This window comes from Telluria beijingensis, from assembly GCF_030770395.1.
Lineage (GTDB): Bacteria > Pseudomonadota > Gammaproteobacteria > Burkholderiales > Burkholderiaceae_D > Telluria > Telluria beijingensis.
On record NZ_CP132480.1, the window covers coordinates 5,789,594 to 5,814,955 of the forward strand.

The following is a 25,362-nucleotide window of genomic DNA, read 5'->3' on the forward strand; positions in this document are numbered from 1 at the left end:
TCTACGTCAGAACTTTTAAAATATAAGCATTTTATCGAATAACTATCTATTGGTTGCGCATCCGCCCAGGCCGTGACAAAAGCGCTTGCACCCGCCGTGGATATGGTTATAAACTAAAACCATTAAAAGAAATAACAAAAACTCTGCGCACCTCGACAAGGCGCAGCGCGAACACGCCGCCAGGCGTATCGACGATCAACAAGGAGACTAGCCATGCCAATGCGTCATAGCAGTACATCGAGCGGCACTTCGTTCGACCCGACCCCGTTCGCCATCACAACCCCAGGGATTCCCTTCCGGCGCAGCACGGTCGCCATCGCGGTGCTGTGCGCGCTGGTGGCCGGCAGCGCGCACGCGCAGGAGGCATCCGCGCCTGCCACCGCCACCGCCCCCGGCCAGGCCAGCGCCGCGCCACCGCCGCCACCGCCACCGCCGGTCGTGGCCGAGGCGGTGCAGGAAGTGGTCATCACGGGCAGCCAGATCCGGGGCGTCAGCGCGGCCGGTTCCAAGTCGGTGGTGCTGGACCGCGAAACCCTGGTCACGACCGGCTACAACAATCCGATCGATGTGCTCAAGACGGTGCCGCTGGTGCAGGGTCTCGGCTATGGCGACGTGCCGAGCACGGCGCAAAACGGTTCGGCCAACGTCCAGCGCGGCTCTACCATCAGCCTGCGCGGCTTGAGCAGCAGCGCGACGCTGGTGCTGATCGACGGCCGCCGCATCGCGCCGACCGGTAACGTGACCACCTTCACCGAAGCCAACCAGCTGCCGGTATCGTTCATCGAACGAATCGATGTGGTGGCCGACGGTGCGTCGGCGATCTATGGCTCGGACGCGATCGCGGGCGTGGTCAACTACATCACCCGCAAGTCCTACCAAGGCGTGGAGATCACGCCGCGCTACACCCACACGAACGGCTACGACCAGCGTGGCGCCTCGATCGTCGCCGGCCATACCGTCAAGCAGCTGGGCGGCCTGGGCCGGCTGAGCATCGTCGCTGCCTACGACTACGACAAGCGCGACTCGATGCTGCAGGGTTCGACGCCCTTCGCGCGTCAGGACCTGACCCGCTTCGGCGGCCTGGACAACCGGATCCGCACCAACCTGGCCACCAGCGCGGCGCCGGGCAACATCATCGTCGCCGGCACCGGCATCAACCCGGTGTTCCCGAGCGCGGGCAGCTTTACCTATTACGGCATCCCGGCCGGCTACGGCGGCACCGGCCTGGATGGCTCGCAGTTGCTGCGCAACCAGCCGAACCTGCTCGATGCCAGCGACTACAACGACCTGATCCCCGAGACCGAGCGCAACCAGGGCTCGCTGAACCTCAACCTGCAAATCGATCCGAAGACCAAGCTCTATTACCAGGGCTACTACAACCGCAGCGAGAATACCTCGCTCAGCCTGGCGCAGCCGAATGCAACGCTCACCCTGCCGGCCAGCAGCCCGTACTACATCCCCAATGTGCCGGGCCTGGCGCCGGGCGCGCCGCAGGCGGTGTCGTTCTCGTTCCTGAACCACGTCGGGCGCGTGATCCCCGACCGCGGCCATTCACTGGCCGAGGGCTACGGCAATACCATCGGCCTGCAGCGCGACTTCGAGAACAAATGGCGCGCCGAGGCGGTCTTCAGCGCCACCGGCACCAAGACCTGCGCCAACTGCATCCCGGCGCTGAACGGGAATATCCACACCCAGGCGCTGCAGGCGGCGCTGAACGACGGCAGCTTCAATCCTTTCAGCTCGACGCCGGCATCGAGCGATGTGCTGGGTCGCTTCCTGGTCGAGGGCAACGACCGCAACCGGGTCAAGATGCAGCAGGCTTCGCTGCGCTTCGACGGCCCGCTGTTCGCGCTGCCGGGCGGGATGGTGCGCGCCGCGGTGGGCGTCGAGAGCCTGGGGCTGGAACAGTGGCGCGATTCGATCGGCATCCGGGCCACCTCGGACACCGTCGGCGCCTATGGCAAGCGCCGCATCAACGCGGTCTACGGCGAGCTGTCGGTGCCGCTGGTCGGTCCCGAGAACAGCCTGCCGCTGATGCAGCGCTTCTCGCTCAACCTGGCGGCGCGCTCGCAGAAGTACTCGGACGTGGGCAAGACCTCGAACCCCAAGATCGGCTTCGTCTGGGGCGTGAACGGCGACCTGGCGATCCGCGGCGCGGCCGGCACCTCGTTCCGCGCGCCGGACCTGACCGACGCCAACACCACCTTCTTCTCGTCGGTCAGCACCCAGCTGATCGCCAATGCCGCGGGCGATCCGGCGATTCCGCTGTCGAACGCCGCGACCCGGCAGAGCTATGTGCTGCGCCTGGGCGGCTCGAACCCCGAGCTGACGCCCGAGAAAGCCAAGAACTTCTCGCTCGGCGCCGACTACAAGCCGTGGTTCGTCGACGGCCTGCGCCTGGGCGCCAGCGTGTACCGGATCAAGTACGAAAACCAGATCATCGGCCTGCAGACGGTGGCCAACAGCTTCCTGGCCAGCCCGACCAACCGCGCCGTGTACGCTCCCTACATCACCCCGGCGGCGCAGCCGGCCGGCTGCGTCGCGGGCGACCGCAGCACCTACAACCCGATCTATGCCCAGGCCTACGGTGCGCCGTCGCTCAGCATGCCGGACGAATCGAACGCCTGCCGCCTGACCGCGCTGTTCATCGCGCGCAATACCAATGCCGCCAGCACGGTGCAGGACGGGGTCGACTTCGACTTCGGCTACGAGATGGACACCTCGTATGGCCGCTTCAACGCCGACGTCAACGCGACCAAAATCCTGAATAACAAGGTGCGGGTGTCGCCGCTGGCGTCGGAACGCGAGGACCTGGACCGGATCAACGTGCCGGTGTCGATGCGCGGCCGTGCCGCGCTCGCCTGGACCCAGGGCCAGTGGAATGCCGGCCTGGCAATGAACTACGTCGGCTCCTACCTGAACGACCTGCCGCTGACCATCGGCGGCGTGACCCAGCCGCGGGTCGAGATCGACGCGTGGAAGACCTTCGACCTGAACCTGGCCTGGCGCTCGCCGGCCAAGACCGGCGCCTGGGGCGGCGTGCGCTTCTCGCTGAACGTGCAGAACCTGTTCGACCGCGATCCGCCAGTGGTGCTGTCGACCAATAACAATGCGGCGTATGCCTTCGATCCGCAGAATGCGAATGTGCTGGGCAGGGTGGTGACGGTGCAGATGACCAAGGCGTTCTGATCGAACGGCGATAAACGAGGAAGCCCGGGAGATCCCGGGCTTTTTTTTGCCCGTATATCCTGGAGGACCCTCGTCGTTCCCGCGGAGGCGGGAACCCAAGTCTTCCGCGCCGCCGATAACGTCAATCGTAGCGTCGATGCTAGCGAACTTGGGTTCCCGCCTTCGCGGGAACGACGTGGAGGGGGGCGTGCGTTGCCGGGTGTGCGGGCGAAAAAAAGGCCTGGTCGCCCAGGCCTTTCGCTCCAGCGCAGCGCCTCAGCGCTTCAGCGTGTCGACACCGGCGCCGCATTCCCCCCGCGCGGCCCGCGCGCCTGGGTCCACACCAGCAGCAGGGCCCCCACCAGCAGCATCCCCGCCATCGCATAGATCGGCACCGAGAACGACCCGGTCGACTGCCGCACCACGCCGATCGCATACGGTCCGAACAGGCCGCCGAGGTTGCCGAAGAAGTTGATCATCGTGATGCCGTGGCGCGCCGAATCCTTGTCCAGGAAGCCGGTCGGGATGGTCCAGAACACGCTCTGCGCGCCGCCCAGGCCCAGGCCTGCGACGAACAGCAGCACCAGCGCCACCGCGCCATTGGCAGGCACCGTGGCCAGCGCCATGCAGGCGCTGCACAGCAGCAGGGGCAGCAGGACGTGCAGGAAGCGTTCGTTGCTGCGGTCGGAATGCTTCGAATTCCAGTACATGCCGATGCCGATGCCCAGCCACGGCACCGCGCTGATCACGCCGATCTCGAACGGCGAACTGGCGGCGAACTGGCGCGCTACCTGGGGCAGCCAGTACAGGATGGCGTAGGCGCCCGCGATCAGCGAGAACCAGACGCCGGCCGCGGCCCACAGGCGGGTGCTGCGCAGGATGCCGGCGCCGCTGCCGATGCTGGCGGCGGAGGTCTCGGCGTCGTCGCGCGCGATCTGCTGGCGCAACCACTCCTTGTCGGCGTCGTCCAGCCAGCGCGCCTGCTCCGGGCTGTCGACGAAGACGCGCCAGGCGAATACCGCGAACGCGATCGTCATCAGGCCCTCGGCCATGAACATCCAGCGCCAGCCGGCCAGCCCGATCGGATTATCGACCGACATCAGCCAGCCCGAGAACGGCCCGCCGAGCACCACCGACAGCGGCACCGCCAGCATGGTCATGCCGATCGCGGCGGCGCGGAAGCGCTTGGGCATCCAGCGGCTGCACAGGTAGACCACGCCCGGCGCGAAGCCCGCTTCGGCCAGGCCAAGCAGGAAGCGCAGTGCATATAGCGTCATGGCGTCCTCGACGAAGGTCATGCTGAAGGCGAACAGGCCCCACAACAGCACCGACACCGCGATCCAGCGCCGCGCGCCGTAGCGGTGCAGCAGGTACATGCTGGGGAACTGGAACACCAGGTAGCCGGCGAAGAAGGCGCTCACCGCCAGGCCGTACTGCGAGGGCGTGAGCCCCAGTTCGGCATTCATCTGCAGGGCCGCGAAGCTCAGGTTGGCGCGGTCCAGCGAGCTCACGATCAGCAGCAGCACGAAGGGCAGGATGATGCGGCGGCGGATCTTGTTCACCACCAGGTCGGCGGGGGCGCTCATGCCGCCACCTCGAAGCGCGCCGGCACGTACCAGGGCCCCAGCTCGGGGAAGGGACTCATCAGCACTTCGCCGTCGATCTCCAGGTCCACCGTTCCCTTCAGCAGTTCGTCGAGTGCGATCTGCAGCTCCTTGCGCGCCAGCGCGGTGCCGGCGCAATAGTGCGGCCCGCGGCCGAAGGCCAGGTGTTCGCGGATGTTAGGGCGGTCGAGGATGAAGCGGTCGGGCTCGGGGAAGACGTCCTCGTCGCGGTTGGCCGAGGCCATGATCAGGGCGATCGCCTCGTCCTTCCTGATCAGGCGGCCTCCGATCTCGACGTCGGCGCGGGCGGTGCGGGCGAAGCCGCGGTAGGGCGTGTACAGGCGCAGGAATTCCTCGACCGCGGCCGGGATCAGGGACGGATCGGCGCGCAGCTGCGCCTGCAGGTCCTTGTGGCGCGCCAGGTGCACGACCATATTGCCGATCATGACCATCGGCGCGACGATGCCGACCACCAGCACCTGCCGGATCGCGCCGACCACCATGTCCTCGGGCAGCGGCGCGCCCTCGTGGCGCACCGCCAGGAAGGCGCTGACCGGGTCCTCGGCCGGGTCCATCGGCGTGGCCTTGCGCATGGCGACCAGGGTGCGCGCCATATCGTACAGCACGAAGCTGGTCTCCTTCATTTTCTCGGGATCGGCCGACTCGACCGCCTTGACGAAGGCCGGGCCGGCCTCGGCCAGTTGCGCTTCTAGTTCTGGCGGCAGGTGCATCCAGATGCTGAACACCTTGACCTGGAAGATGCTGGCGAAATCGCCGCACACGTCGCCATGGCCGCGCGCCAGCAGCGGCGCCAGTTCGGCGCGGATGCAGGCGCGGATGGTGGGCTCGAGGGCCGCGATCTTCTGTTCCGACAGCAGCGGGTTGAGCGCCGCGCGGTAGGGCGTGTGTTCGGGCGGGTCGAAGTGCAGCGGCGGGCGGCGCCCCGAGAACGCCACCTTCGGCACCACGTTCTGCACCGAGGTGATGAACATGGCCGGGTCGGAAAACACCCGCTGCACGTCCTCGTACTTCGTCAGCGCCCAGAAGCCGCCGAGCGCCTCGCTGCGCGCCACCGGGCACTGCGCGCGCAGGCGCGCGTACTCCCGGTGGGCGGTATCGAATTCTTCCTTGACCAGTGGATCGTAGTCCTGCCCTGGATGGTGTACTTGCATGGCGTCTCCTCGTGTGCGAAAGGTGGGGCGTGGCGCCCCGTTCTGGAATTTAGTTATTATTAATAAGTATGTTTGAGTATAACTATAGTCGGCGGGTGGTTCAAGCGCTGCAAGAAGCTTGCGCGTCCGGATGTATTGTTATATCGTATAACCATTATTAAAGATCACAAAAATATCCTTGGAGACTGCGATAACCATGAGCGACGGCCAGAATTCCCCTTTGGTGAAGCTTGAGATGACGGGCGCCGTGGCGCGCGTCACGATCTGCCGCCCGGCCAAGCGCAATGCCCTCAGCGACGAGCTGGTCGGCGCCCTGCGCGACTGTTTCGAGAACCTGCCGCCGGAGGCGCGCGCCGCCGTCCTGTGCGCCGACGGCAGCGCCTTCTGCGCCGGCCTCGACCTGTCGGAAGTGCGCGAGAACACCACCCCCGAAGCCGTGTTCCACTCGCGCATGTGGCATGGCGCCTTCGAACGCATCGCCTACGGCCGGGTGCCGGTGGTGGCGGTGCTGCACGGCGCGGTGGTGGGCGGCGGCCTGGAACTGGCCAGCGCCTGCCATATCCGCGTCGCCGAACCCTCGGCCTTCTACGCGCTGCCCGAGGGTTCGCGCGGCCTGTTCGTCGGCGGCGGCGGTTCGGCGCGCATCTCGCGCCTGATCGGGGTGGCGGCGATGACCGACATGATGCTGACCGGACGCGTGCTGTCGGCCGCCGAAGGCCACCAGCTCGGCGTCACCCAGTATCTGGTGGGCGAGGAAGAAGGGCTGGCNGGTGGCGGCGATGACCGACATGATGCTGACCGGACGCGTGCTGTCGGCCGCCGAAGGCCACCAGCTCGGCGTCACCCAGTATCTGGTGGGCGAGGAAGAAGGGCTGGCGCAGGCGCTGCAGCTGGCCGAGCGCATCGCCGGCAATGCACCGATGACCAGCTTCGGCGTCATGCACGTGCTGCCGCGCATCGCCGACCAGTCGATCCAGGACGGGATGATGACCGAGGCCCTGATGGCGGCGGTCGCGGCCAGCGATCCGGATACCCGTGACCGGCTGGCAGCCTTCCTCGATGCCAAGGCGGGCAAGGTGCGCTCGAACGGCTGAATTCTTCCGACGCTTTGTTAAAACCACAATGAGAGACACGATGCACAAGCCCGTACTTTCCCTCCTGCTCGGCGTGGCCGCCTGCGCGGCGGCCGGCGCCAGCCTGGCGCAGGATGCGCGCGCGCCGCACAAGCGCTTTCCGCTGGCGCCGCCGCCACCCTGGGTGAGCCCCGAGACGCCGCAGGGCAGCGGCGCCTTCCCGGCCGTGATGCAGGCCGATCCCGGCCTGGCGACCCACGTCGTCTACCGTCCCGCCAACCTGGCCGCGCTGGGCAGCGAAAAGCTCCCGGTGGTCGCCTTCGCGAATGGCGGCTGCGTCAACGTCGGCAACCGCTTCCGCTACTTCCTCACCGAGATCGCCTCGCACGGCTTCATCGCGATCGCCACCGGCACGATGGCGCCGAAGGAGGCCGAGAGTGCGCTGTCGAGCGGCGACAACCGCAATCCGCCTGCGCCCGGCTCTCCGGCGGCGCGCAACGAGCCGCCGGTGGCGGGCAGCAAGGGCGCTTCGCCGACCACCCCGCGCCAGATGCTCGATGCGGTCGACTGGGCGATCGCCGAGAACGGGCGCAAGGGCAGTCCCTACGAAGGCCGGATCGACACAGGCAAGATCGCGGTGATGGGCCAGTCGTGCGGCGGCCTGCAGGCGATCGACGCCGCCCGCGATCCGCGCGTGACGACCTTCGGGGTCTGGAACAGCGGCACCTTCCCCAAGGACGGCTTCGCCTACGGCATCGCCGCCGCCCGGGCCGACAAGGCCGACCTGGAAAAGCTGCGCATCCCCGCGCTATACGTGTCCGGCGAGCCGGCCGACGTCGCTTTTGTGAACGCCCAGGACGACTTCGAGCGCCTCCAGGGCCCGGCATTCTGGGCCTGGCGCGAACAGACCGGCCATGCCGGCACCTACCGCGAGCCGAACGGCGGCGTCTTCGCCCGGGTGGCGGTCGACTGGCTGCGCTGGCAGCTGAAGGGCGACCAGCAGGCGGCGCGCCAGTTCGTCGGCGCCGATTGCGGCTTGTGCAGCAAGACCGAGTGGCATGTGAAGAGCAAGGGCCTGGCCCTCGATAATGGAAAGGCAGTCTCGCAATGAACAAACGTACCCAGGTAGGCATCATCGGCGCGGGCCCGTCCGGCCTGCTGCTCGGCGCGCTGCTGGCCAAGGCCGGCATCGACCATGTGATCCTCGAGGCGCAGACGCCCGAATACGTCCTCGGCCGCATCCGCGCCGGCGTGCTGGAACAGATCACCGTCAGCCTGCTCGACGAGGCCGGGGTGTCCGAGCGGCTGCATCGCGAGGGCTTGCCGCACGACGGTTTCGACCTGTGCTTCGGCGGCGAGCGCCATCGCATCGACCTGACCGCGCTGACCGGCCGCCACGTGACGGTGTACGGGCAGACCGAAGTGACGCGCGACCTGATGGAGGCGCGCGCCGCGGCCGGCCTGGACACCGTCTACAGCGCGCGCAACGTGCGCCCCCAGGACATCGACAGCGACAGCCCGAGCATCGCCTACGAGACCGGCGTCGAGGGCGCGCTTGAGCAGCACGTGCTGCAGTGCGACTTCATCGTCGGCTGCGACGGCTACCACGGCCCATCGCGCGCCAGCATCCCGCCCGACGCGCTCAAGACCTTCGAGAAGGTCTATCCCTTCGGCTGGCTGGGCGTGCTGGCCGACGCGCCGCCGGTGCACGATGAACTCATCTACGCCAACCACACGCGCGGCTTCGCGCTGTGCAGCATGCGCAGCAATACGCGGGTGCGCTACTACATCCAGTGCGACGCCCAGGACAAGGCTGCCAACTGGTCGGACGAAGCCTTCTTCACCGAACTGAAACGCCGCCTGCCGGAAGAAACCGCAGGGCGCCTGGTCACCGCCCCGTCGATCGAGAAGAGCATCGCGCCGCTGCGCAGTTTCGTCAGCGAGCCGATGCGCTACGGCCGGCTGTTCCTGGCCGGCGACGCCGCCCACATCGTGCCGCCGACCGGCGCCAAGGGCCTGAACCTGGCCGCGTCCGACGTCGGCATCCTGTACCAGGCACTGTCCGAGTATTACAAGGGCAGCGAACTCGGGATCGACCATTACTCGCAGCGCGCGCTGGCGCGGGTATGGAAGGCCGAGCGCTTCTCGTGGTGGTTCACTTCGCTGATGCACCGCTTCCCGGAGACGGGCGACTTCGGCAGCCGGATGCAGAAGGCCGAACTGGATTACCTGGTGCGCTCGGATGCGGCGCGCACGGTGATGGCGGAGAATTACGTGGGCTTGCCCTTGTGATGGGTCGCCGGCGACGCGGTCTTTAATCGTCGCCGGCCAACTGATCGTATATCTGCCTGGCTTCGTGTGGCAGCGCCTGTGCCGCGCGCACGAATACCGGCTGGCCGCCGCTGGCGAGCATGTGCAGCTTGGCCAGGCGGTCGGCATCGCCCAGCGCCAGCGGCAGCGCCACGGCCTCGGGATCGCCCAGCCGCGCCAGCGCGTGGCCGATCGCCGGCGGCAGTTCCCACTGGCCGGCGATGGCCCCCGAGACGAGGCGCGCGGCCTGCACCAGGCGCGCGCCGAAGGCGTCGCTGTCGGGCATGCCGCCCGCCGGCACCAGTTGCTCGATGACGCGGAACGCCACCACCAGCCCAACGTTGTGCATCAGTCCTGCAAGATAGGCCTCGAAGGGATCGGCGCCGTGGCGCGGCGCCAGCAGGCCGGCGGCCTGCGCGCACAGTTCGGACTGGCGCCACAGCGGCGGCGCCACCAGCCGCGCCAGCGGGCCGGCCTGCTGGCTGATGATGGGGCGGAAGGCGACCCGGGCCAGCAGCATGCGCAGGCCATTCTGGCCGAGCAGCAGCACGGCGCCTTCCAGGTTGCGGATCGGGGACGCGGGCTGGTAGTACGGGCTGTTCACCTCGCGGATTACCTCGGCCACCAGCACCGGGTCCTGCGCCACCTGCCGCGCCAGGTCGCCGGCGCCGCTATCCTGCGCGCGCAGGCTGCGCAGCAGTTGCGGGATCACGGCCGGGACCCGCGGCACCAGGGCCGCCGCGTCCTGCGGGTCGTGCGCCAGGCGCGCCAGTTCGTCGAGGATCGGGCCGTCGGCGGCGGGCAGGCCGGTGACGTGCGGGGCGATCAGCCAGTGGAAGAAGGCGAGGTCGAGGTCCGGGCAGGGAGGTTCAATGACTTCTTCCGCCGCGGGTGGATGGGCCTGGGGCGCGGTAGCGGTAACAGAGGGATCGAGCGCCTCGCGCGCGCCGAACAGCCGTGCGAACCAGCGCTTCATGGGCAGGCGGGAAGGAAAGAGAGTGCGGAAAGCAAGGGCATGAAGCAATTCTACCCTGCGCACAGGCCAGGCAGGCACGCACGAATGCTAATGTGCGCACCGTCGTTCCCGCGGAGGCGGCAACCCAAGTCGCAAGCGCTGCCACTGCTTCCAATGCAGCGGCGGTGCGAAGAAACTTGGGTTCCCGCCTTCGCGGGAACGACGGTGCGGTGGCTTACTGGCCGTTGTTCGAACCAGTCGTGGTGTGACCGGTATTGGTCGGGGTGCTGGCGCTGCCAGTGGCATTGGCCGGGCCGGTGTTCTGCGCGTCGTTCGGGTTGAGGCCCATCTGCGCGTCGACGGTCGGGTTGCCGGTCGAGCCGGCGGCGGTGGCGCCCATCGACGACGAGCCGCTGGTGGTGTCGGTGGTGTTACAGGCAGCCAGGGCGAACGCCATCATGCCGCCCAGCACTACAGTGTAGAGCTTCTTCATCATGTTTCTCCTCGATTGTGGGGTGGGCTCATCATGCGAGCCCGGCCGGACACGTGAAATAGGAAGAACTCGTCAATACCTGTAGGAGGTGGCCGACATACTCATCGGCCTTCCTCCTTTTGCGGGATTAGCGGCTGACCGGCATGTCGGTCGTCGGTTCGTTATTGCTGGTGGTGCCCGATGCGGCATTCACGCCGCTGGCGCCGTTCGCGCCGGAATTCCAGCTCGAGGTGCCGCCGGTGGTACTGGGCGTCTGCACGCCGCTGCCGATGGTCGAACCGGTGGCGCTCGAACCGCTCATCGTGTCGGTGGTGGTGTCGGTGGTGTTGCAGGCGGCCAGGCCGAAAGCCATCATGGCGGCGAGAACTGCGCTGTGAACGGTGCGTTTCATGGTCTGCTCCTCGGTTTGTGTATGTCTCCATCTTCGTCGCCAGCGCCGAGCACGAGAATAGGAACAATTCCGTTACCGCTGTAGGAGCACTTCCCTGAAACGCGTCAGCCCGCCACCGTTTCCCTGGCATGCAGCCAGTCGAGCAACTCGTCGGCAGGCAGTGGCCGGCTGAAGAAATACCCCTGCACCTTGTCGCAGCGCTGGGCCCGGACCACGTCGAGCTGCGACCGGGTCTCGATGCCCTCGGCCACGGTCTTCATGCCCAGGCTTTGCGCGACCTTGACAGTGGCTTCGATCAAGACCCGGTGGTGGGGGCTGGTATCGGCCTGGCACACGAAGGAGCGGTCGATCTTGACCGTGTCCACCGGCAGCAGGTGCAGGCTCGAGAGCGAGGAGTATCCAGTGCCGAAATCGTCCAGCGCAAGCTGGATGCCCAGCGCCTTCAGGCCGTGCAGCCGCGCCTGGATGTCCTGGTCCTGGGCAGCCAGGCTCTCGGTGACTTCGAGCTGCAGGCAGGCCGGCGGCATGCCGCTGTCGTCCAGCACGCCTTCGACGACGTCGATCCAGCCGGCCTGGCCGAGCTGGGCGCGCGACAGGTTGACCGCCATCAGGCGCGGCGCGCGCGGTCCCAGGCGCCGGCGCCAGTCGACGAAGTCGCGGCAGGCGCGCGCCAGCACGAAGTCGCCTACCGCCCCGATCAGGCCGCACTCCTCGGCCACCTGGATGAATTCGCCCGGCGGCACGATGCCGCGCTGCGGATGGCGCCAGCGTACCAGCGCCTCGACCCCGGCCGCGTGGTCGACGCCAACGTCCGGCAACAAGCCCACCACCGGCTGGTACACCACGAACAGCTGTTCCTCGACCAGGGCCTGGCGTAGCTCGGCCTCGATGCCGGCGCGGCGTGCGGCGCGCTCGCGCATGGCCGGCTCGAACACCACGCAGCGGTTGCCGCCGGCGCGCTTGGCCTCGACCATGGCGATGCTGGCGTCGTGCAGCACGTCGTCCGGGTCGTGCTGGCCGAGGGCAGCGACGTCCTGCCCCCAGGCGAGGCCCATGCTGGCGCCGCACACGATCTCGTGGCCGCCGATCGTGTAGGGACGCGCGACCGCGTCCAGCAGGCGCAGCGCGACCCGTTCGGCGTCGGCGCGCGAGCGCATGCCGTCCAGGATCACGACGAATTCGTCGGCGCCGATGCGCGCGGCCAGTTGGCCGCTGCGCGCGCCCGCCTCGATCAGGCTGGTGGGCGGGCGCAGGGCGCCACGCAGTCGGTCGGCCAGGTGCAGCAGCAGCTGGTCGCCGCCGGCCTGGCCCAGGCTGTCGTTGAGCTGGCGGAAGCGGTCGCAGTTCAGGGTCAGCACGGCGTAATCATGGGCCGCCGCCGGTTGCGCCAGCAGCCGCAGCAACTCGTCGCGCACCGCTTCGCGGTTCGGCATCCGGGTCAGGGCGTCGGTGCGCGCAGCATTGCGCAGGCGCCGCGACAGGGTCTCCTGCTCGCGCTGGACCTCGAAGGTGGCGTCGGCCAGGGTCGCCATCAGGCGCTCGGGGTCGAGCTTCATGAGGTTGAGCGACAGCACCTGCAGCATGCCGCTGGCCGGATGGTGCACGCCTACCGGCAACCGCAGCCCTTCGCAGATCATGCCGGACGGCTCGATGAAGGCTGCCACCATGGCGGGCAGTTGCGGCGCGACCGGCGCCAGCACCTCGAACAGGTTGTCCAGGCCGTGGCTAGTGGCGAGCGGCATCAGCAGGCTGGAGGCCATCGGGTTGAGCATCTCCACCGCGCCATCCAGGCCAGTCTGGGCCAGGCCGATCGGGGCGCGGTACAGGAACTGCATCAGCGCTTCCTGGGCGTCGCCTGTTTCATGCTGCATCGGCATTCTCCTGCTGTCGCCCGGCGTGGGCGTCTAGTTCGGAGCGCCAATGGTCGACCCGGTTGCGGCCGGCGCGCTTGGCGGCATATAGCGCGCGGTCGGCCTGGGCCAGCAGCCGGTCGATGCCGCCGTCGCCATCATGGGCAATCGCGATCCCGGTGCTGACCGTGTAATGCACCGGCTGCCCGGCCAGCATGACGGGGTGGGCCGCCACGCTGGCGCGCAGGCGCTCGGCCACCGGCAGCGCGCGCGCCAGGTCGGTCGAGGGCAGCAGCACGGCGAATTCCTCGCCGCCGATGCGCGCAATGACGTCGACCTCGCGGAAGCTCTCGCCGAGCACGCCCGCCAGGTGGCGCAGGACGACGTCGCCCCCAGGATGGCCATGGCGGTCATTGATGGCCTTGAAGTGGTCGGCGTCGATCACCAGCAGGGCGGTCGGGCGTGGCGCGATGCTGCTGCGGCCCAGTTCGCGCTCGGCCGCCTCGAACAGGGCGCGCCGGTTGGCCAGGCCGGTCAGGTGGTCGCGCACGGCGTCGTCGTGGCGCCGCTCGGCCAGGCCGTACTGGTCGCCGATGTCGCGCAGGATCAGGCAATAGGCGGCGCCGCCGCTCTCGCCGGGCAGCGGCTCGCGGTCAGGCAGCGGCGCGATGAGGGCGCTGCCCCAGTACATACTGCCGTCGGCGCGGCAGCGCCGCCCTTCGTCGAGCGACCAGCCATTGGCGTCCGCCTCACGCAGGCGGTCGTGGCGGTGCTCGAGCGTCATCGCATCCGGCGGGTAGAACGCCGTGTAGGGCTGGCCGACGATGTCCGGGCCGAAGCCGGTCACGCGTCCGATGCTCGGATTCCAGTCGCTCACACGCCCGTGCAGGTCGAGGCTCACCAGCGCATAGTCCTTGACCCCGGCCAGGATGGCGTTCAGCCAGGCGTCGTTCTGGCGCAGACGACGCTCGCGCCGCACCTGCTCGGTGATATCGCCGATGACCGCCATCATGCGGCCGGGGTCGAGCTTGAGCAGCGTGAGCGCGAGAATCTGCGGCACCCGCTTGCCGTCCTGGCCTGCGCTCAGGTACACATGCAGGCCGTCGCAGACCTTGCCGGACGGCTCGGCATGGTGGGCGACAAGGTTGCGCAATTCGGGCGCGACACCTTCGAGCGCCACGAACAGGTTGTCCAGGCCCCCATTGCGCGATAGGGGCATGAGCAACTGGGCCGCGACCGGGTTCATCATGGCGACCTCGCCATGGATGTCGGCCTGCACCAGGCCGATCGGCGCCAGGTACAGGAACTGCATCAGCGCCTCGTGCTCGGCGCCGAGCTGGGCCAGGTCGAGGGTCACCGCGGCTGGCGCTGGACCAGGACGTAGCGGGTGGCGGCGTCGGGCGCCGCCAGCAGCCGCAGGGCGACCTTGACCGGGCGCATGCGCAAGGTCAGCACGTAATCGATGGTGACGTCGAGCACGCTTCGCTCATCGTGGGCGTCTTCGAAGCGCTGGGCCACCATGAAATTGTTCATGCACGGCGCGACATTGGTGAACAGCGGCTGGCCCAGCACCCGCTGCGGCGACAGGCCGGCCGCCTGCGATTCGAAGGCGTTGTACTGCGTGACCTGGGTGTCGGCGCCGAAGCCGATCACGCCGAAGTCGAGCGTGTCGAGCTGTTCGGGCGTGCATTGTGCCAGGTGCGCGGCCAGGTCGGGAGCGTCGAACGCGATAGCGGTAGCGGTCATGGTGTCGAAAGCGGTAAGCTGTTGAGTATTAGAAATGGATGTTGGCATGTGAAAAGGCGCGGTGTCAATTGTGCGCGCCTTTCCATGTGACATTTTTTTATGCCGCGTGGCATTCCGGCACAGCAGGCGGTTACAGATCGACCAGGTTGTCGAATCCGCCGAAGAACATGCGCTTGCCGTCGAACGGGACGCCGCCCGGTTTCATCATGTCGGCCAGGCGCGGATCCTGCATGACTTTTTTGAGCACTGCGTCGCGGTGGCTGCGCGACTCGTAGACCGCCCAGGCCAGGATCACCGTTTCGCCGTCTTCCAGCTTGACGCTCTGCGGGAACGAGGTATGTTCGCCGGGCTTGACGTCGTCCGCGATCCACTCGCGGTATTCGAGCGCGCCATGCTCGCGCCAGACCTGGCCGGCGAGCGAGGCCTGGGCGCGGTATTCATCGAGTTTCGAGGTGGGGAGGGGAAGCACAAAACCGTCGCAATACGCCATGATGTTTCTCCTGAAGTGAGTGGTGCGCCTGTATTGACCGGAAAGCGGACGGACAAGTTTCTTCAGCGGTCAAGGAACATCTCGAAGCCGCCATAGATCAGGCGCTTGCCATCGAACGGCATGGCGCCCGGCTTCATCATGTCGGCCATGCGCGGGTCCTGCTCGACCTTGCGGTTGACTTCGTCACGCTTCTCGCGCGACTCATAGACGATCCACGAGAACACCACCGTTTCGCCTTCCTCCAGGTTGACGCTCTGGGGGAAGGAAGTGAGCTTGCCGGGCTTGACGTCGTCAGCGACGCATTCGCGGTATTCGAGGGCGCCGTATTCGCGCCAGATGTCGGCGCACTTGTTGCTCATCTCGCGGTATTCTTCGAGTTTCGACGTGGGAATGGGCAGCACAAAACCGTCTACGTAGGGCATGGAAGTCTCCTCGGTAAGGTTGGACGCGCAAACCGCGTTCGTACTGACCAGCGGCATTCCGCGAGGTTCCCGGGGAGCGTCCCGGGAACTGCGCAGATTACCACAGCGGGTTGGGGGCGGGCTGGTTTGCCGGCGGCGGCGCAGGAGGGGGCACAGGCGCGGGCGGCGCCACCTGCGGCAAGGCCTCGATGGCCGGGCGCTCGTCGAACGTGGAGGCATCGGGCGGCACTTCCTGGCTGCCGGGCGGCAGGTCGGGCGGCTGTTCCACGTGCGCCTGCTCGATGTCGATCGTGCGCTCTTCGACCGCATCGATGAACTCGGGATAGATCCAGTCCTGGCCGTCGTGCACCACGTCGTCGGGCGGCGTGCGCTCGACCGGCGGCGTCCTGGCCAGCGCCACCCGCATGTAGTCGATCCAGATCGGCATCGCCAGGGTCGAGCCGAATTCGCGCCCGCCCAGCGAACGCGGCTCGTCGTAGCCCATCCAAGACACGGCCACCACATTGCCCGCATAGCCGGCGAACCAGCCGTCGATCGCATCGTTGGTGGTGCCGGTCTTGCCGGCCAGGTCCTGCCGTCCCAGCTGCTTGGTGGCCGCCGCGGCGGTGCCGAAGCGTGTCACGTCGCGCAGCATGCTATCGACCACGAAGGCGTTGCGCGCGGTGACGGCGCGCCTGGCCTCGTCCTTCGCCGGCGGCGGCTGCGCTTCGAAGATGACGGCGCCATTGCCGTCCTGGATGCGCGCGATCAGGTAGGGCTTCACGCGGTAGCCGCCGTTCGCGAACACGGCATAGGCGCCGGCCAACTGCAGCGGAGTGACGGCGCCGGTGCCGAGCGCCATCGTGTAGTTCTGCGGATGGCGCGCCAGGTCGAAGCCGAAGTGTTCCAGGTACTGGTGGGCGAACGGCACCGACACCGCGCGCAGCACGCGCACCGTCGGCACGTTCTTCGATTTCACCAGCGCCTGGCGCAGCGTGACTTCGCCGTCGAACACGCCGTCGTCGTTCTGCGGCGTCCATGGCGCCTCAAGCGTGGCGCCCGGCAGCTCGATCGGTGCGTCCAGGATGCGGGTGGTCGGCCCATATCCCTTCTCGAGCGCGGCCGAATACACGAAGGGCTTGATGCTCGATCCCGGCTGGCGCCAGGCCTGGGTCACGTGGTTGAACTTCTGCAGGTTATAGTCGAAGCCGCCCACCAGCGCGTGGTAGGCGCCGCTGTCGGCGTCGATCGCGACGAAGGCCGCCGCCACCTCGGGCACCTGGGTGATGGACCAGGCGCCGTCCTTTCCCTGGCTGATGCGCACCACGGCGCCCGGGGCGATCCTGATGCCCTCGCGCGCCTTGGGCGACAGGGCGGCAGCCACGAATTTCAGGCCGGCGCCCTTGATGACGATGTCCTCGCCCGACAGGGTATCGACCAGCACTTCCTGGGCGCTGGCCTCGAGCACCATGGCCGGCAGCAGGCCATCGCTGCTGGGCCGTTTCTGCAGCGCCTCGACGATCGCTTCCTCTCGCTCGTCAAGGTCGGCCGGCAGTTCGATGCGCGCTTCGGGCCCGCGGTAGCCGTGGCGACCATCGTACGCCAGCACATTGCGCCGCACCGAGTCATACGCGGCATCCTGCTCGGCCGCCAGGATGGTGGTGGTGACGACGATCCCGCGCGTGTACGACTCTTCGCCGAACTGCTGGTACACGGTCTGGCGCGCCAGTTCGGCCACGTACTCGGCGCGGGTGGCGTAGGACTGGCCGGCATCGCGCTTGACGCGCAGGGGTTCGGCCAGCGCTCGGCGGTACTGCGCCTCGTCGATCTCGCCCAGTTCGCGCAGGCGCTTGAGGATGGCGTGCTGGCGCGCCTGCGCGCGCTTGGGGTTCGATACCGGATTGGTGCGCGCCGGGTTTTGCGGCAGGCCGGCCAGCATCGCCGTCTCGGCCAGGGTCAACTGGTCGAGGGTCTTGCCGAAATAGCTGCGCGCCGCACTCGAGAAGCCGTAGGAACGCTGGCCCAGGAAGATCTGGTTCATGTACAGCTCGAGGATCTGGTCCTTGGTCAGCGAATCCTCGATCTTGTAGGCCAGCGCGATCTCGGTCAGCTTGCGGGTAATGGTCTTCTCGTTGGTCAGGAAGATGTTGCGCGCCACCTGCATTGTGATGGTCGAGGCGCCCTGGCGGAAGCCGCCGCGCAGGTTGGCGCGCGCCGCGCCCAGCGCGCGGATGAAGTCGATGCCGCCGTGTTCATAGAAACGCGTGTCTTCGATCGCCAGCACAGCGCTCTTCATCATGGCCGGGATCTTTGCGATCGGCACGAAGTCGCGGTGCTCGACCCCGAACTGGCCGATCAGCACATTGTCGGCAGTGTAGATGCGCAGCGGGATCTTGGGACGGTAGTCGGTGACGGCGTCGATCGGCGGCACCTTGGGCAGGATCGCGGTCATGATATACACGGCGGCGCCAGCCACGGGCAGCAGCAGTGCGGCGCAGGCGATCAGGATGAAGGCGTGGATGCGCTTCATGCCGAACAGCGTCTTGCCCGACTTCTTGTTGGTATCGCTCACTGCTGAACTCTCGCTGTTGGGCCAGGCCATGGCCATGAGCGGGCGATTATAATCCGCTTTCGACTGACACTTTCTTTCCGTTCGTGCATGTGCGATATTCTCGCTTTGGGCTCGCCGGCGCCAGGGCGCGCCATGCCCGTCACGAAGGAAACGCATGCCACTCGATTCGAATCCGGCCGGCTTCAAGCCGTATATCCCGGCCACCGCCCAACTGCCCGAAATGACGCCACGCGCGCTGATCATGGGCGTCATCCTGGGCATGATCTTCGGCGCTTCGTCGCTGTACCTGGTCTTGAAAGTGGGCCTGACGGTCAGCGCCTCGATCCCGGTGGCGGTGATCGCGATCACCCTGTTCGGCATGGCGAAACAGCTCGGCGCGCGCGAATCGACGATCCTCGAGAACAGCGTGGCGCAGACCGCCGGCTCGGCCGGCGAATCGCTGGCCTTCGGCCTGGGCGTGACCATGCCGGCCATCATGATCCTCGGCTTCGACCTGGAGATCTCGCGCGTGATGCTGGTGGGCGTGCTGGGCGGCCTGCTCGGCATCCTGATGATGATCCCTCTGCGCCGCACCCTGATCGTCGACCAGCACCGTGAGCTCAAGTACCCGGAAGGCACGGCCTGCGCCGAGGTGCTCAAGGCCGCCGCCACCGACGCCTCTCGCCAGGCCGCGGGCGAGGTGCGCGACGAGGGTACCGCGGAAGGCAGCGAAGCCATGAGGACGGCGAAACGCCGCGCGATGCTGATCTTCGGCGGCTTCGGCGTCGGCATCCTCTATAAAACCCTCAGCGTGTCCTTCAAGGGCTGGCGCGATACCGTCAATTTCGAATTCGGCGCGCCGCTCAAGACCGGCAGCATCGGGGCCGAGATCTCGCCCGAGCTGGTCGGCGTCGGCTACATCATCGGCCCGCGCATCGCCTTCACGATGGCGGCCGGCGGCGTGCTGGCTTCGCTGCTGCTGGTCCCGATGATCAAGTTCTTCGGCGAGCTGGCGACCGTGCCGCTGTCGCCCGCGACCATCCCGATCCGCGACATGACGGGCGACGACATCCGCGCCGCCTATATTCTTTACATCGGCGCCGGCGCGGTGGCGGCGGGCGGCCTGATCTCGCTGGCGCGTTCGCTGCCGACGATCTGGAATGGCCTGCGCGGCGGCCTGGCCGGCATGAAGCAAGGCTCGACCGGCGACCAGTCGCTGCGCACCGACCGCGACATCCCGATGAAGTGGGTGGTGATCGGCTCCCTGGCCATCATCGCCATCATCTCGCTGGCGACGCCGCTGCACATGAACGTGCTGGGCGCCTTGCTGATCCTGGTGTTCGGCTTCCTGTTCGCCACCGTGTCCTCGCGCCTGACCGGCGAGATCGGCTCGTCGTCGAACCCGATCTCGGGCATGGCGGTGGCGACCCTGCTGTTCACCTGCCTGATTTTCCTGGTGATGGGCTGGACCGGCGGCCAGTACTACGTGACCGCGCTGTCGGTCGGCGCGATCGTCTGCATCGCCGCCAGCAATGCAGGCACCACCTCGCAAGACCTCAAGACAGGCTACCTGGTCGGCTCGACCCCGCGCATGCAGCAGTACGCGATCCTGTGCGGCGCCTTCGCGTCGGCGCTGATCCTGGGCCCGATCCTGTTGAAACTGAACGAGGCCGGCACCGTGTACGTGCCGGCGGCCCAGGTGGCGCCGGGCCTGGCGGTCGATGCCTCGAAGCTCGTCGATACCGCGCAGCTGCAAGGGCCGCAGGCCAGGGACGACGCCAACACGTATAAAGTCTGGCACAAGACCGATACCGTGGGTGGCCCGGCCGGCAAGTACTTCGTCGACGACGCCGGCAAGGCGATCTACCTGGTCGACCCGGGCATCAACGGCCACCACAACACCCGTCCTGACGGCACCGAGGTCAAGAAATACGATGCGCCGAAGGCTGTTTTGATGTCATACATCATCAAGGGCATCCTGGACCAGGAACTGCCGTGGACCCTGGTGCTGTTCGGCGTGATGATCGCCATCGTGCTGGAAATGGCGGGCATTGCCTCGCTGGCGTTCTCGGTGGGCGTCTACCTGCCGCTGGTGGCGACCTTGCCGATCGCGATCGGCGGCACCGTGCGCTGGCTGGCCGACCGCCGCAACAACAAGCTGCCGCAGAATGCGCACCTGAATGAAGAAGAACGCCAGGCCGCGGGCGACCGCAGCCAGGGTGTACTACTGGCGTCGGGCTATATCGCCGGCGGCGCGCTGGCGGGCATCATCATCGCCATCACGGCCGGGGTGTTCACCGACTTCGATGCCGCGGTCGGACGCTGGGCGGAGGCGTCGAATCCGTTCTTCGCGGGGGCGGTGGCGAACTGGCTGAGCATGATTCCGTATGCCGCCATCGTGGTGCTGCTGTACTGGGTGGCGCGCGAGAAGGCGAAGAAGGCGTAAGCCTTAGCCCAAGAATCGTCGTCCCCGCGCAGGCGGGGACCCAAGTCCCACGCGAACCATGATCGCTGGCTCCAGCGGCTGCGCGAGCAAACTTGGGTCCCCGCCTGCGCGGGGACGACGTGCTTATCTTGCGGTGTCGTTTGGCGCTATATATGCGCGAGATCGTGCTGGCGGATCGCGCTGTCGATCCAGTCGTCGATATGGCTGAACTGGTAGCCCAGTGCTTTGGCGCGCGAGGTATCGAGCACCAATGGCGTGAGCAAATCGAACGGCGATGCGCCGCCTGTCGCCACCTTGCGCGTGCGCGCCGGTGCCTGCAGCGCCGCCGCCACGCGGCCGTGCAGCTCGTAGGCCGACAGCGCGCCGTCGGCCGCCGCGTTCACCGGACCGGTAAATTCCTGGCTACCCGCCCAGGCCAGAAAATCGGCCGCTTCGCGCGCCTCGATGAATGAAGTGCGCGCCCTGGCGCTGGTGTACGGCAGGACGGCGCCCAACCGCACCTGGTCGACATAATGCGCCAGGCGACCCGTGTAATCGTCGACCCCGCCCAGCACGTGGGCCATGCGCACGCTGACCACCGGCATGCCGCCGGCGCGGTACAGATAAGCCTCGGCCTGGACCTTGCCCGCGACCTGGCTGTCGCCGGCGCGCGCCGGGTCATGCCAGGGAAAACCGGTATCGATTGGCTGGGCGTCGACATGCAGCGACTCCTCGTCGAAGGGCTGCGACTGCGGTTCCAGGGCGCGATAGACGTCGACCGTCGAGGTCATGATGTAACGCCCTACATTGCCCTTGAAGACGCGGCTCGAAATGGCCGCATCGAGCGGCGAATGGCACATCTGGTCATAGACGATATCGAATCGCTTGCCGCCGAATGCGGCCTGCATGGCCTGCTCATTGCGGCGGTCGACCCGCACCCGCTCGATGCGTGCGCCGAAGGGGTCCGGGGCGTAGTTGCGGGTGGCGATGGTGACGTGGTGGCCGGCCCGGACCAGGCGCTGCACCAGCAGCTTGCCGAAAAACCGGGTTCCACCGATCACGAGAATATTCTTTGGCATAGCGCTTCCTTGTATGATCGCCACCATTTTCCTAGCCGCAGTACAATTCTTCAAACGAGAAAAAGTAATGACAATGAATAAGAAAAACTTAGTCATGGAGCCTGCATGAAGGCCTTGCGCAGCCTGTCCGGCCTGATCGACTTCGAGTGCGCCGCGCGCTGGGGCAGCTTCAAGCTGGCCGCGCACGAGCTGCACAAGACGCCGGCGGCGGTCAGCCTCCAGGTCAAGCAGCTGGAGGAAACCATTGGTTTTTCCTTGTTCGTGCGGCATCCGCGCCACATCGCGCTTACCGAGAAAGGGCAGGAACTGGCGATCGCCACCGCCCGCATGTTGGGCGAGCTGCGCGCCAAGGTCACAGCCCTGCAGAGCGGCGACGAAGAGGCCGTGCTGCGCATCGCCACCACCCATTCATTCGCGATCAAGTGGCTGGTGCCGCGCATGCACCGCTTCACCAAGCTGTATCCCGAACTCGACATCCGGCTCGATTCGAACGACGCGCCGGTCGACCTGCAGGCCGACAGCACCGACGTCGCGATCCGTTATGGGCCGGTGACGGAGGGCGATCCGACGGTGCTGTTTCGCGAGCGGCTGGTGCCGGCCTACAGCCCCGACTTGCTGGCCCCTGGCCAGGCCTCGCTGACCCTGGCCGACCTGGACCAGCATCGTTTGCTGATCGTGCATTCGCCGGAAGCCTGGCTGCAGCTGCTCAACGAGAACCGCGCGCTCAAGGGCGACTACGATTTCTCGCGCGCCTACAGTCACTGGGGCGTGCTGGTGCAGGCGGCGGTGGCGGGGCAGGGCGTGGCCCTGGTGCCCTACGGGATCGCGTTCCAGGACATCGCCGCCGGCGCCCTGCGCCTGATCCCCTGCCGCAGCGTGCCGTTCGCGAACGGCTATCGCTTCCTGGCCAATCCGCACAAGGAGCATATGCTCAAGGTGCGCCGCTTCCGCGACTGGATGGTGGCCGAGATGGCGGCCATGAGCGCGCATCTCGATCATCGCTGACCTGGCGCCAAACGAAAAGGCGCTGTTCGCGTTATTTCGGTGAACTCCCTGATCAGTCTGCTTTGACGGCTGCAGCTAGCAATTGTGCCGGAGTAATCAGGCGGCGCGCATCGAGGACCCGCCGCCAGCCTGAGTAATGGCCGGAGCCGGGGCCTCGTCGGCCCGCGGCATGCTCTGGCCCGGCAGGCGCAGGCTGCCCTTGCCCGACAGCGGGCTGGCGCGGCGCGCATTGCCCACCGGAGCGCGCGGCGCGTCGCCGGCCAGGCGGCCGGTCGCCGCGCCGGTCACTTGCGTGCCCTTCTCGATCGTGAAGCGGGCGCCGGCATCCTTGCCCAGCACGCGCACCAGGTAGGGCATGACTTCGCGCAGGATCGGTTCGAGCGTGTACGGCGGGTTCAGGATGAACATGCCGCTGCTGTGCAGGCCGGTGCCGTCCGGGGTCGGGGTATTGGTGGTCAGGGTGACATTCAGCCATTCCTTGGCCGGCAGGCGCTTGAGGCGGTCGGCGAACTGGCGCGATTCCATGCGCTGCAGCACCGGATACCAGATCGCATACATGCCGCTCGGGAACTTGGCCAGCGCTTCGTCGAGCGCATCGCGCACGCGCTTGTAGTCGTCCTTGATCTCGTAAGGCGGGTCGATCAGCACCAGCGCGCGGCGCGACGGCGGCGGCAGCAGCGCCTTCAGGCTATGGAAGCCGTCGCCATGCTCGATGATCACGCGGCGGCCGCGGGCGCGCACGCCCTGCTCGGCCTTGTGCGCATCGAGCTTGCGGAAATTATCGGCCAGGATCTTGCAGTCAGCCGGGTGCAACTCGAACAGGCGCAGGCGATCTTCTTCGCGCGACATCTGCTCGGCGACATAGGGCGAGCCGGGGTAGTAGCGCATCTTGCCGCTCGGATTCATGCCCTTGATAAGGTCGAGGTATTCCTTCAGCGGCGCCGGGACATCGGTGCAATTCCACAATGGGCCGATGCCGGTATCGAATTCGGCGGTCTTGGTCGCCTGGAAACTGTCGAGCGCGTACACGCCGGCCCCCGAATGGGTGTCGATATAGGTATAGGCGGCGTCCTTCTGGTTCATGTACAGGTGCAGCTGTACCTGAACAAAATGCTTGAGGACATCGGCGTGGTTACCCGCGTGGAAGGCGTGGCGGTAGCTCAACATAAGCTGGAATTCCTAAAAGAGGTTGCCGCAAAAAAGTTAGCGGCAGAATTAGGCGCCATTATCCACTACAACGCTCGGGGCGGGGAATGCGATGCGCCACGCAAAAAAGCCGCAGCCCTTGTGGGGCTGCGGCCTGCAATTGGTGAAAGCGCCGTTTATGCGACTTTCTTCTCTTCGAAGAACTGTTCGTCCTCGGTCGAGCCATGCAATGCGGTGGTCGAGCTCTGGCCCTGCTGGATGGCCTGGGTCACGGCGTCGAAGTAGCCGGTGCCCACTTCGCGCTGGTGCTTGACGGCCGTGAAGCCTTTCTCGGCGGCGGTGAATTCGGCCTCTTGCAGCTCGACGAAGGCCGACATGCCGGTGCGGGCATAGCCGTGGGCAAGATTGAACATGCCGTAGTTGAGCGCGTGGAAGCCGGCCAGTGTGATGAACTGGAATTTGTAACCCATGGCGCCCAGCTCGCGCTGGAATTTGGCGATGGTGGCGTCGTCCAGGTTCTTTTTCCAGTTGAACGAGGGCGAGCAGTTATAGGCCAGCATCTTGCCCGGGAATTTCGCGTGGATGGCGTCGGCGAAGCGGCGTGCGAATTCGAGGTCGGGCTTGCCGGTCTCGCACCACACCAGGTCGGCGAACGGCGCATAGGCCAGGCCGCGCGAGATCGCCTGTTCGATGCCGGGCTTGACGCGGAAGAAGCCCTCGACGGTGCGCTCGCCAGTGCAGAATTCCTTGTCGTTGGCGTCGACGTCGGACGTGAGCAGGTCGGCCGCCTCGGCATCGGTGCGGGCGATGACCAGGGTCGACGTGCCCATCACGTCGGCGGCCAGGCGCGCGGCGTTGAGCTTCTCGACCGCCTCGCGGCTCGGCACCAGCACCTTGCCGCCCATGTGGCCGCATTTCTTGACCGAAGCCAGCTGGTCTTCGAAGTGCACGCCGGCGGCGCCGGCCTCGATCATCGACTTCATCAGCTCGTAGGCATTGAGCACGCCGCCGAAGCCGGCTTCGGCATCGGCCACGATCGGGGCGAAGTAATCGATGTCGTCCTTGCCTTCCGACCACTGGATCTGGTCGGCGCGCTGGAAGGTGTTGTTGATGCGGCGCACCACCAGCGGCACCGAGTTGGCCGGGTACAGCGACTGGTCGGGATACATCTCGCCGGCGGCATTGGCGTCGCCCGCCACCTGCCAGCCCGACAGGTAGATGGCCTTCAGGCCGGCCTTCACCTGCTGCATGGCCTGGTTGCCGGTGAGCGCGCCGAGGGCGTTCACATAGGGCTCGTCATGGACCAGCTTCCACAGCTTGTCGGCGCCGCGCTTGGCCAGCGTGTGCTCGATTGCCACCGAACCGCGCAGGCGGACGACGTCGGCCGCGGTGTAGTTGCGGACCACGCCTTTCCAGCGCGGGTTGGTGTCCCAGTCCTGCTGCAGGTCGGCGATTTGCTGTTCACGGCTTGTCATGATGTCTCTCCTGATAGTAAGTGATGCA

General features: G+C 67.0%; 19 protein-coding genes and 1 pseudogene. 6 read left to right on the plus strand and 14 right to left on the minus strand.

Going from position 1 to position 25,362, the window contains the following annotated elements; all coding sequences use genetic code 11:
• The first annotated feature begins 213 nt into the window (after positions 1-213).
• The gene (locus Q9246_RS25490; protein ID WP_306394152.1) at positions 214-3,189 is read left to right on the plus strand and encodes a TonB-dependent receptor domain-containing protein; all 2,976 of its coding nucleotides are present in this window, start codon (positions 214-216) and stop codon (positions 3,187-3,189) included.
• A 263-nt stretch (positions 3,190-3,452) separates the two neighbouring features.
• Here the strand turns inward: Q9246_RS25490 and Q9246_RS25495 are convergent, their stop codons facing one another.
• Positions 3,453-4,754 carry an MFS transporter gene (locus Q9246_RS25495; RefSeq protein WP_306394154.1) on the minus strand — a complete coding sequence of 434 codons (1,302 nt, stop codon included), beginning with the start codon at positions 4,752-4,754 and terminating at the stop codon, positions 3,453-3,455.
• Positions 4,751-5,944 (minus strand): cytochrome P450, encoded by a 1,194-nt coding sequence (locus Q9246_RS25500; protein WP_306394156.1) that lies wholly within the window; start codon positions 5,942-5,944, stop codon positions 4,751-4,753. The genes Q9246_RS25495 and Q9246_RS25500 overlap by 4 nt, the downstream gene beginning before the upstream one ends.
• 196 nt (positions 5,945-6,140) lie before the next feature.
• Here Q9246_RS25500 and Q9246_RS26595 point away from each other — a divergent pair.
• The 3 genes and pseudogenes from Q9246_RS26595 (at position 6,141) to pobA (ending at position 9,309) form a co-directional block, all read left to right on the plus strand.
• A pseudogene (locus tag Q9246_RS26595) lies at positions 6,141-7,038 on the plus strand (crotonase/enoyl-CoA hydratase family protein).
• Between the two features lie 40 nt (positions 7,039-7,078).
• Complete coding sequence (locus Q9246_RS25515) at positions 7,079-8,128, plus strand: alpha/beta hydrolase (protein WP_306394158.1); 1,050 nt, start codon at positions 7,079-7,081, stop codon at positions 8,126-8,128.
• Positions 8,125-9,309: a 4-hydroxybenzoate 3-monooxygenase gene (pobA, locus tag Q9246_RS25520; RefSeq protein WP_306394160.1), complete on the plus strand. Its 1,185-nt coding sequence runs from the start codon at positions 8,125-8,127 to the stop codon at positions 9,307-9,309. The genes Q9246_RS25515 and pobA overlap by 4 nt, the downstream gene beginning before the upstream one ends.
• A gap of 22 nt (positions 9,310-9,331) precedes the next feature.
• Here the strand turns inward: pobA and Q9246_RS25525 are convergent, their stop codons facing one another.
• The 9 genes from Q9246_RS25525 to Q9246_RS25565 form a co-directional block, all read right to left on the minus strand.
• Positions 9,332-10,303, minus strand: coding sequence for an HDOD domain-containing protein (locus tag Q9246_RS25525; protein WP_306394162.1), 972 nt, complete (start codon positions 10,301-10,303; stop codon positions 9,332-9,334).
• 214 nt (positions 10,304-10,517) lie between these two features.
• Positions 10,518-10,778 carry a hypothetical protein gene (locus Q9246_RS25530; RefSeq protein WP_306394164.1) on the minus strand — a complete coding sequence of 87 codons (261 nt, stop codon included), beginning with the start codon at positions 10,776-10,778 and terminating at the stop codon, positions 10,518-10,520.
• 124 nt (positions 10,779-10,902) lie between these two features.
• Complete coding sequence (locus tag Q9246_RS25535; RefSeq protein WP_306394166.1) at positions 10,903-11,166, minus strand: hypothetical protein; 264 nt, start codon at positions 11,164-11,166, stop codon at positions 10,903-10,905.
• A 104-nt stretch (positions 11,167-11,270) separates the two neighbouring features.
• Positions 11,271-13,037 carry a putative bifunctional diguanylate cyclase/phosphodiesterase gene (locus Q9246_RS25540; protein WP_306394168.1) on the minus strand — a complete coding sequence of 589 codons (1,767 nt, stop codon included), beginning with the start codon at positions 13,035-13,037 and terminating at the stop codon, positions 11,271-11,273.
• Entirely contained in the window at positions 13,027-14,373 is a 1,347-nt protein-coding gene (locus tag Q9246_RS25545) for a sensor domain-containing diguanylate cyclase (RefSeq protein ID WP_306394170.1), read from the minus strand. The genes Q9246_RS25540 and Q9246_RS25545 overlap by 11 nt, the downstream gene beginning before the upstream one ends.
• Positions 14,370-14,762 carry a PAS domain-containing protein gene (locus Q9246_RS25550; protein WP_306394172.1) on the minus strand — a complete coding sequence of 131 codons (393 nt, stop codon included), beginning with the start codon at positions 14,760-14,762 and terminating at the stop codon, positions 14,370-14,372. The genes Q9246_RS25545 and Q9246_RS25550 overlap by 4 nt, the downstream gene beginning before the upstream one ends.
• Positions 14,763-14,892: 130 nt before the next feature.
• Positions 14,893-15,252, minus strand: a complete 360-nt coding sequence (locus Q9246_RS25555) for a DUF1428 domain-containing protein (RefSeq protein WP_306394174.1) — start codon at positions 15,250-15,252, stop codon at positions 14,893-14,895.
• Between the two features lie 62 nt (positions 15,253-15,314).
• Positions 15,315-15,674, minus strand: a complete 360-nt coding sequence (locus Q9246_RS25560) for a DUF1428 domain-containing protein (RefSeq protein ID WP_306394176.1) — start codon at positions 15,672-15,674, stop codon at positions 15,315-15,317.
• 97 nt (positions 15,675-15,771) lie between these two features.
• Positions 15,772-18,183, minus strand: coding sequence for a penicillin-binding protein 1A (locus Q9246_RS25565; RefSeq protein WP_306398272.1), 2,412 nt, complete (start codon positions 18,181-18,183; stop codon positions 15,772-15,774).
• A 196-nt stretch (positions 18,184-18,379) separates the two neighbouring features.
• Between Q9246_RS25565 and Q9246_RS25570 the strand changes: the two genes are divergently transcribed.
• Positions 18,380-20,650 carry an OPT family oligopeptide transporter gene (locus Q9246_RS25570; protein WP_306394177.1) on the plus strand — a complete coding sequence of 757 codons (2,271 nt, stop codon included), beginning with the start codon at positions 18,380-18,382 and terminating at the stop codon, positions 20,648-20,650.
• Positions 20,651-20,796: 146 nt separating this feature from the next.
• Here Q9246_RS25570 and Q9246_RS25575 read toward each other — a convergent pair whose 3' ends face one another.
• A complete protein-coding gene (locus Q9246_RS25575) occupies positions 20,797-21,708 on the minus strand; it encodes an NAD-dependent epimerase/dehydratase family protein (protein WP_306394178.1) in 912 nt (303 codons plus the stop codon).
• Positions 21,709-21,813: 105 nt separating this feature from the next.
• Here Q9246_RS25575 and Q9246_RS25580 point away from each other — a divergent pair, with 105 nt between their 5' ends.
• A complete protein-coding gene (locus Q9246_RS25580; protein WP_306394181.1) occupies positions 21,814-22,713 on the plus strand; it encodes a LysR substrate-binding domain-containing protein in 900 nt (299 codons plus the stop codon).
• 96 nt (positions 22,714-22,809) lie between these two features.
• Here the strand turns inward: Q9246_RS25580 and Q9246_RS25585 are convergent, their stop codons facing one another.
• The gene (locus tag Q9246_RS25585) at positions 22,810-23,880 is read right to left on the minus strand and encodes a 23S rRNA (adenine(2030)-N(6))-methyltransferase RlmJ (protein WP_306394182.1); all 1,071 of its coding nucleotides are present in this window, start codon (positions 23,878-23,880) and stop codon (positions 22,810-22,812) included.
• Between the two features lie 155 nt (positions 23,881-24,035).
• Positions 24,036-25,334 (minus strand): isocitrate lyase, encoded by a 1,299-nt coding sequence (aceA, locus tag Q9246_RS25590; protein WP_306394184.1) that lies wholly within the window; start codon positions 25,332-25,334, stop codon positions 24,036-24,038.
• Between the last annotated feature and the right edge of the window lie 28 nt (positions 25,335-25,362).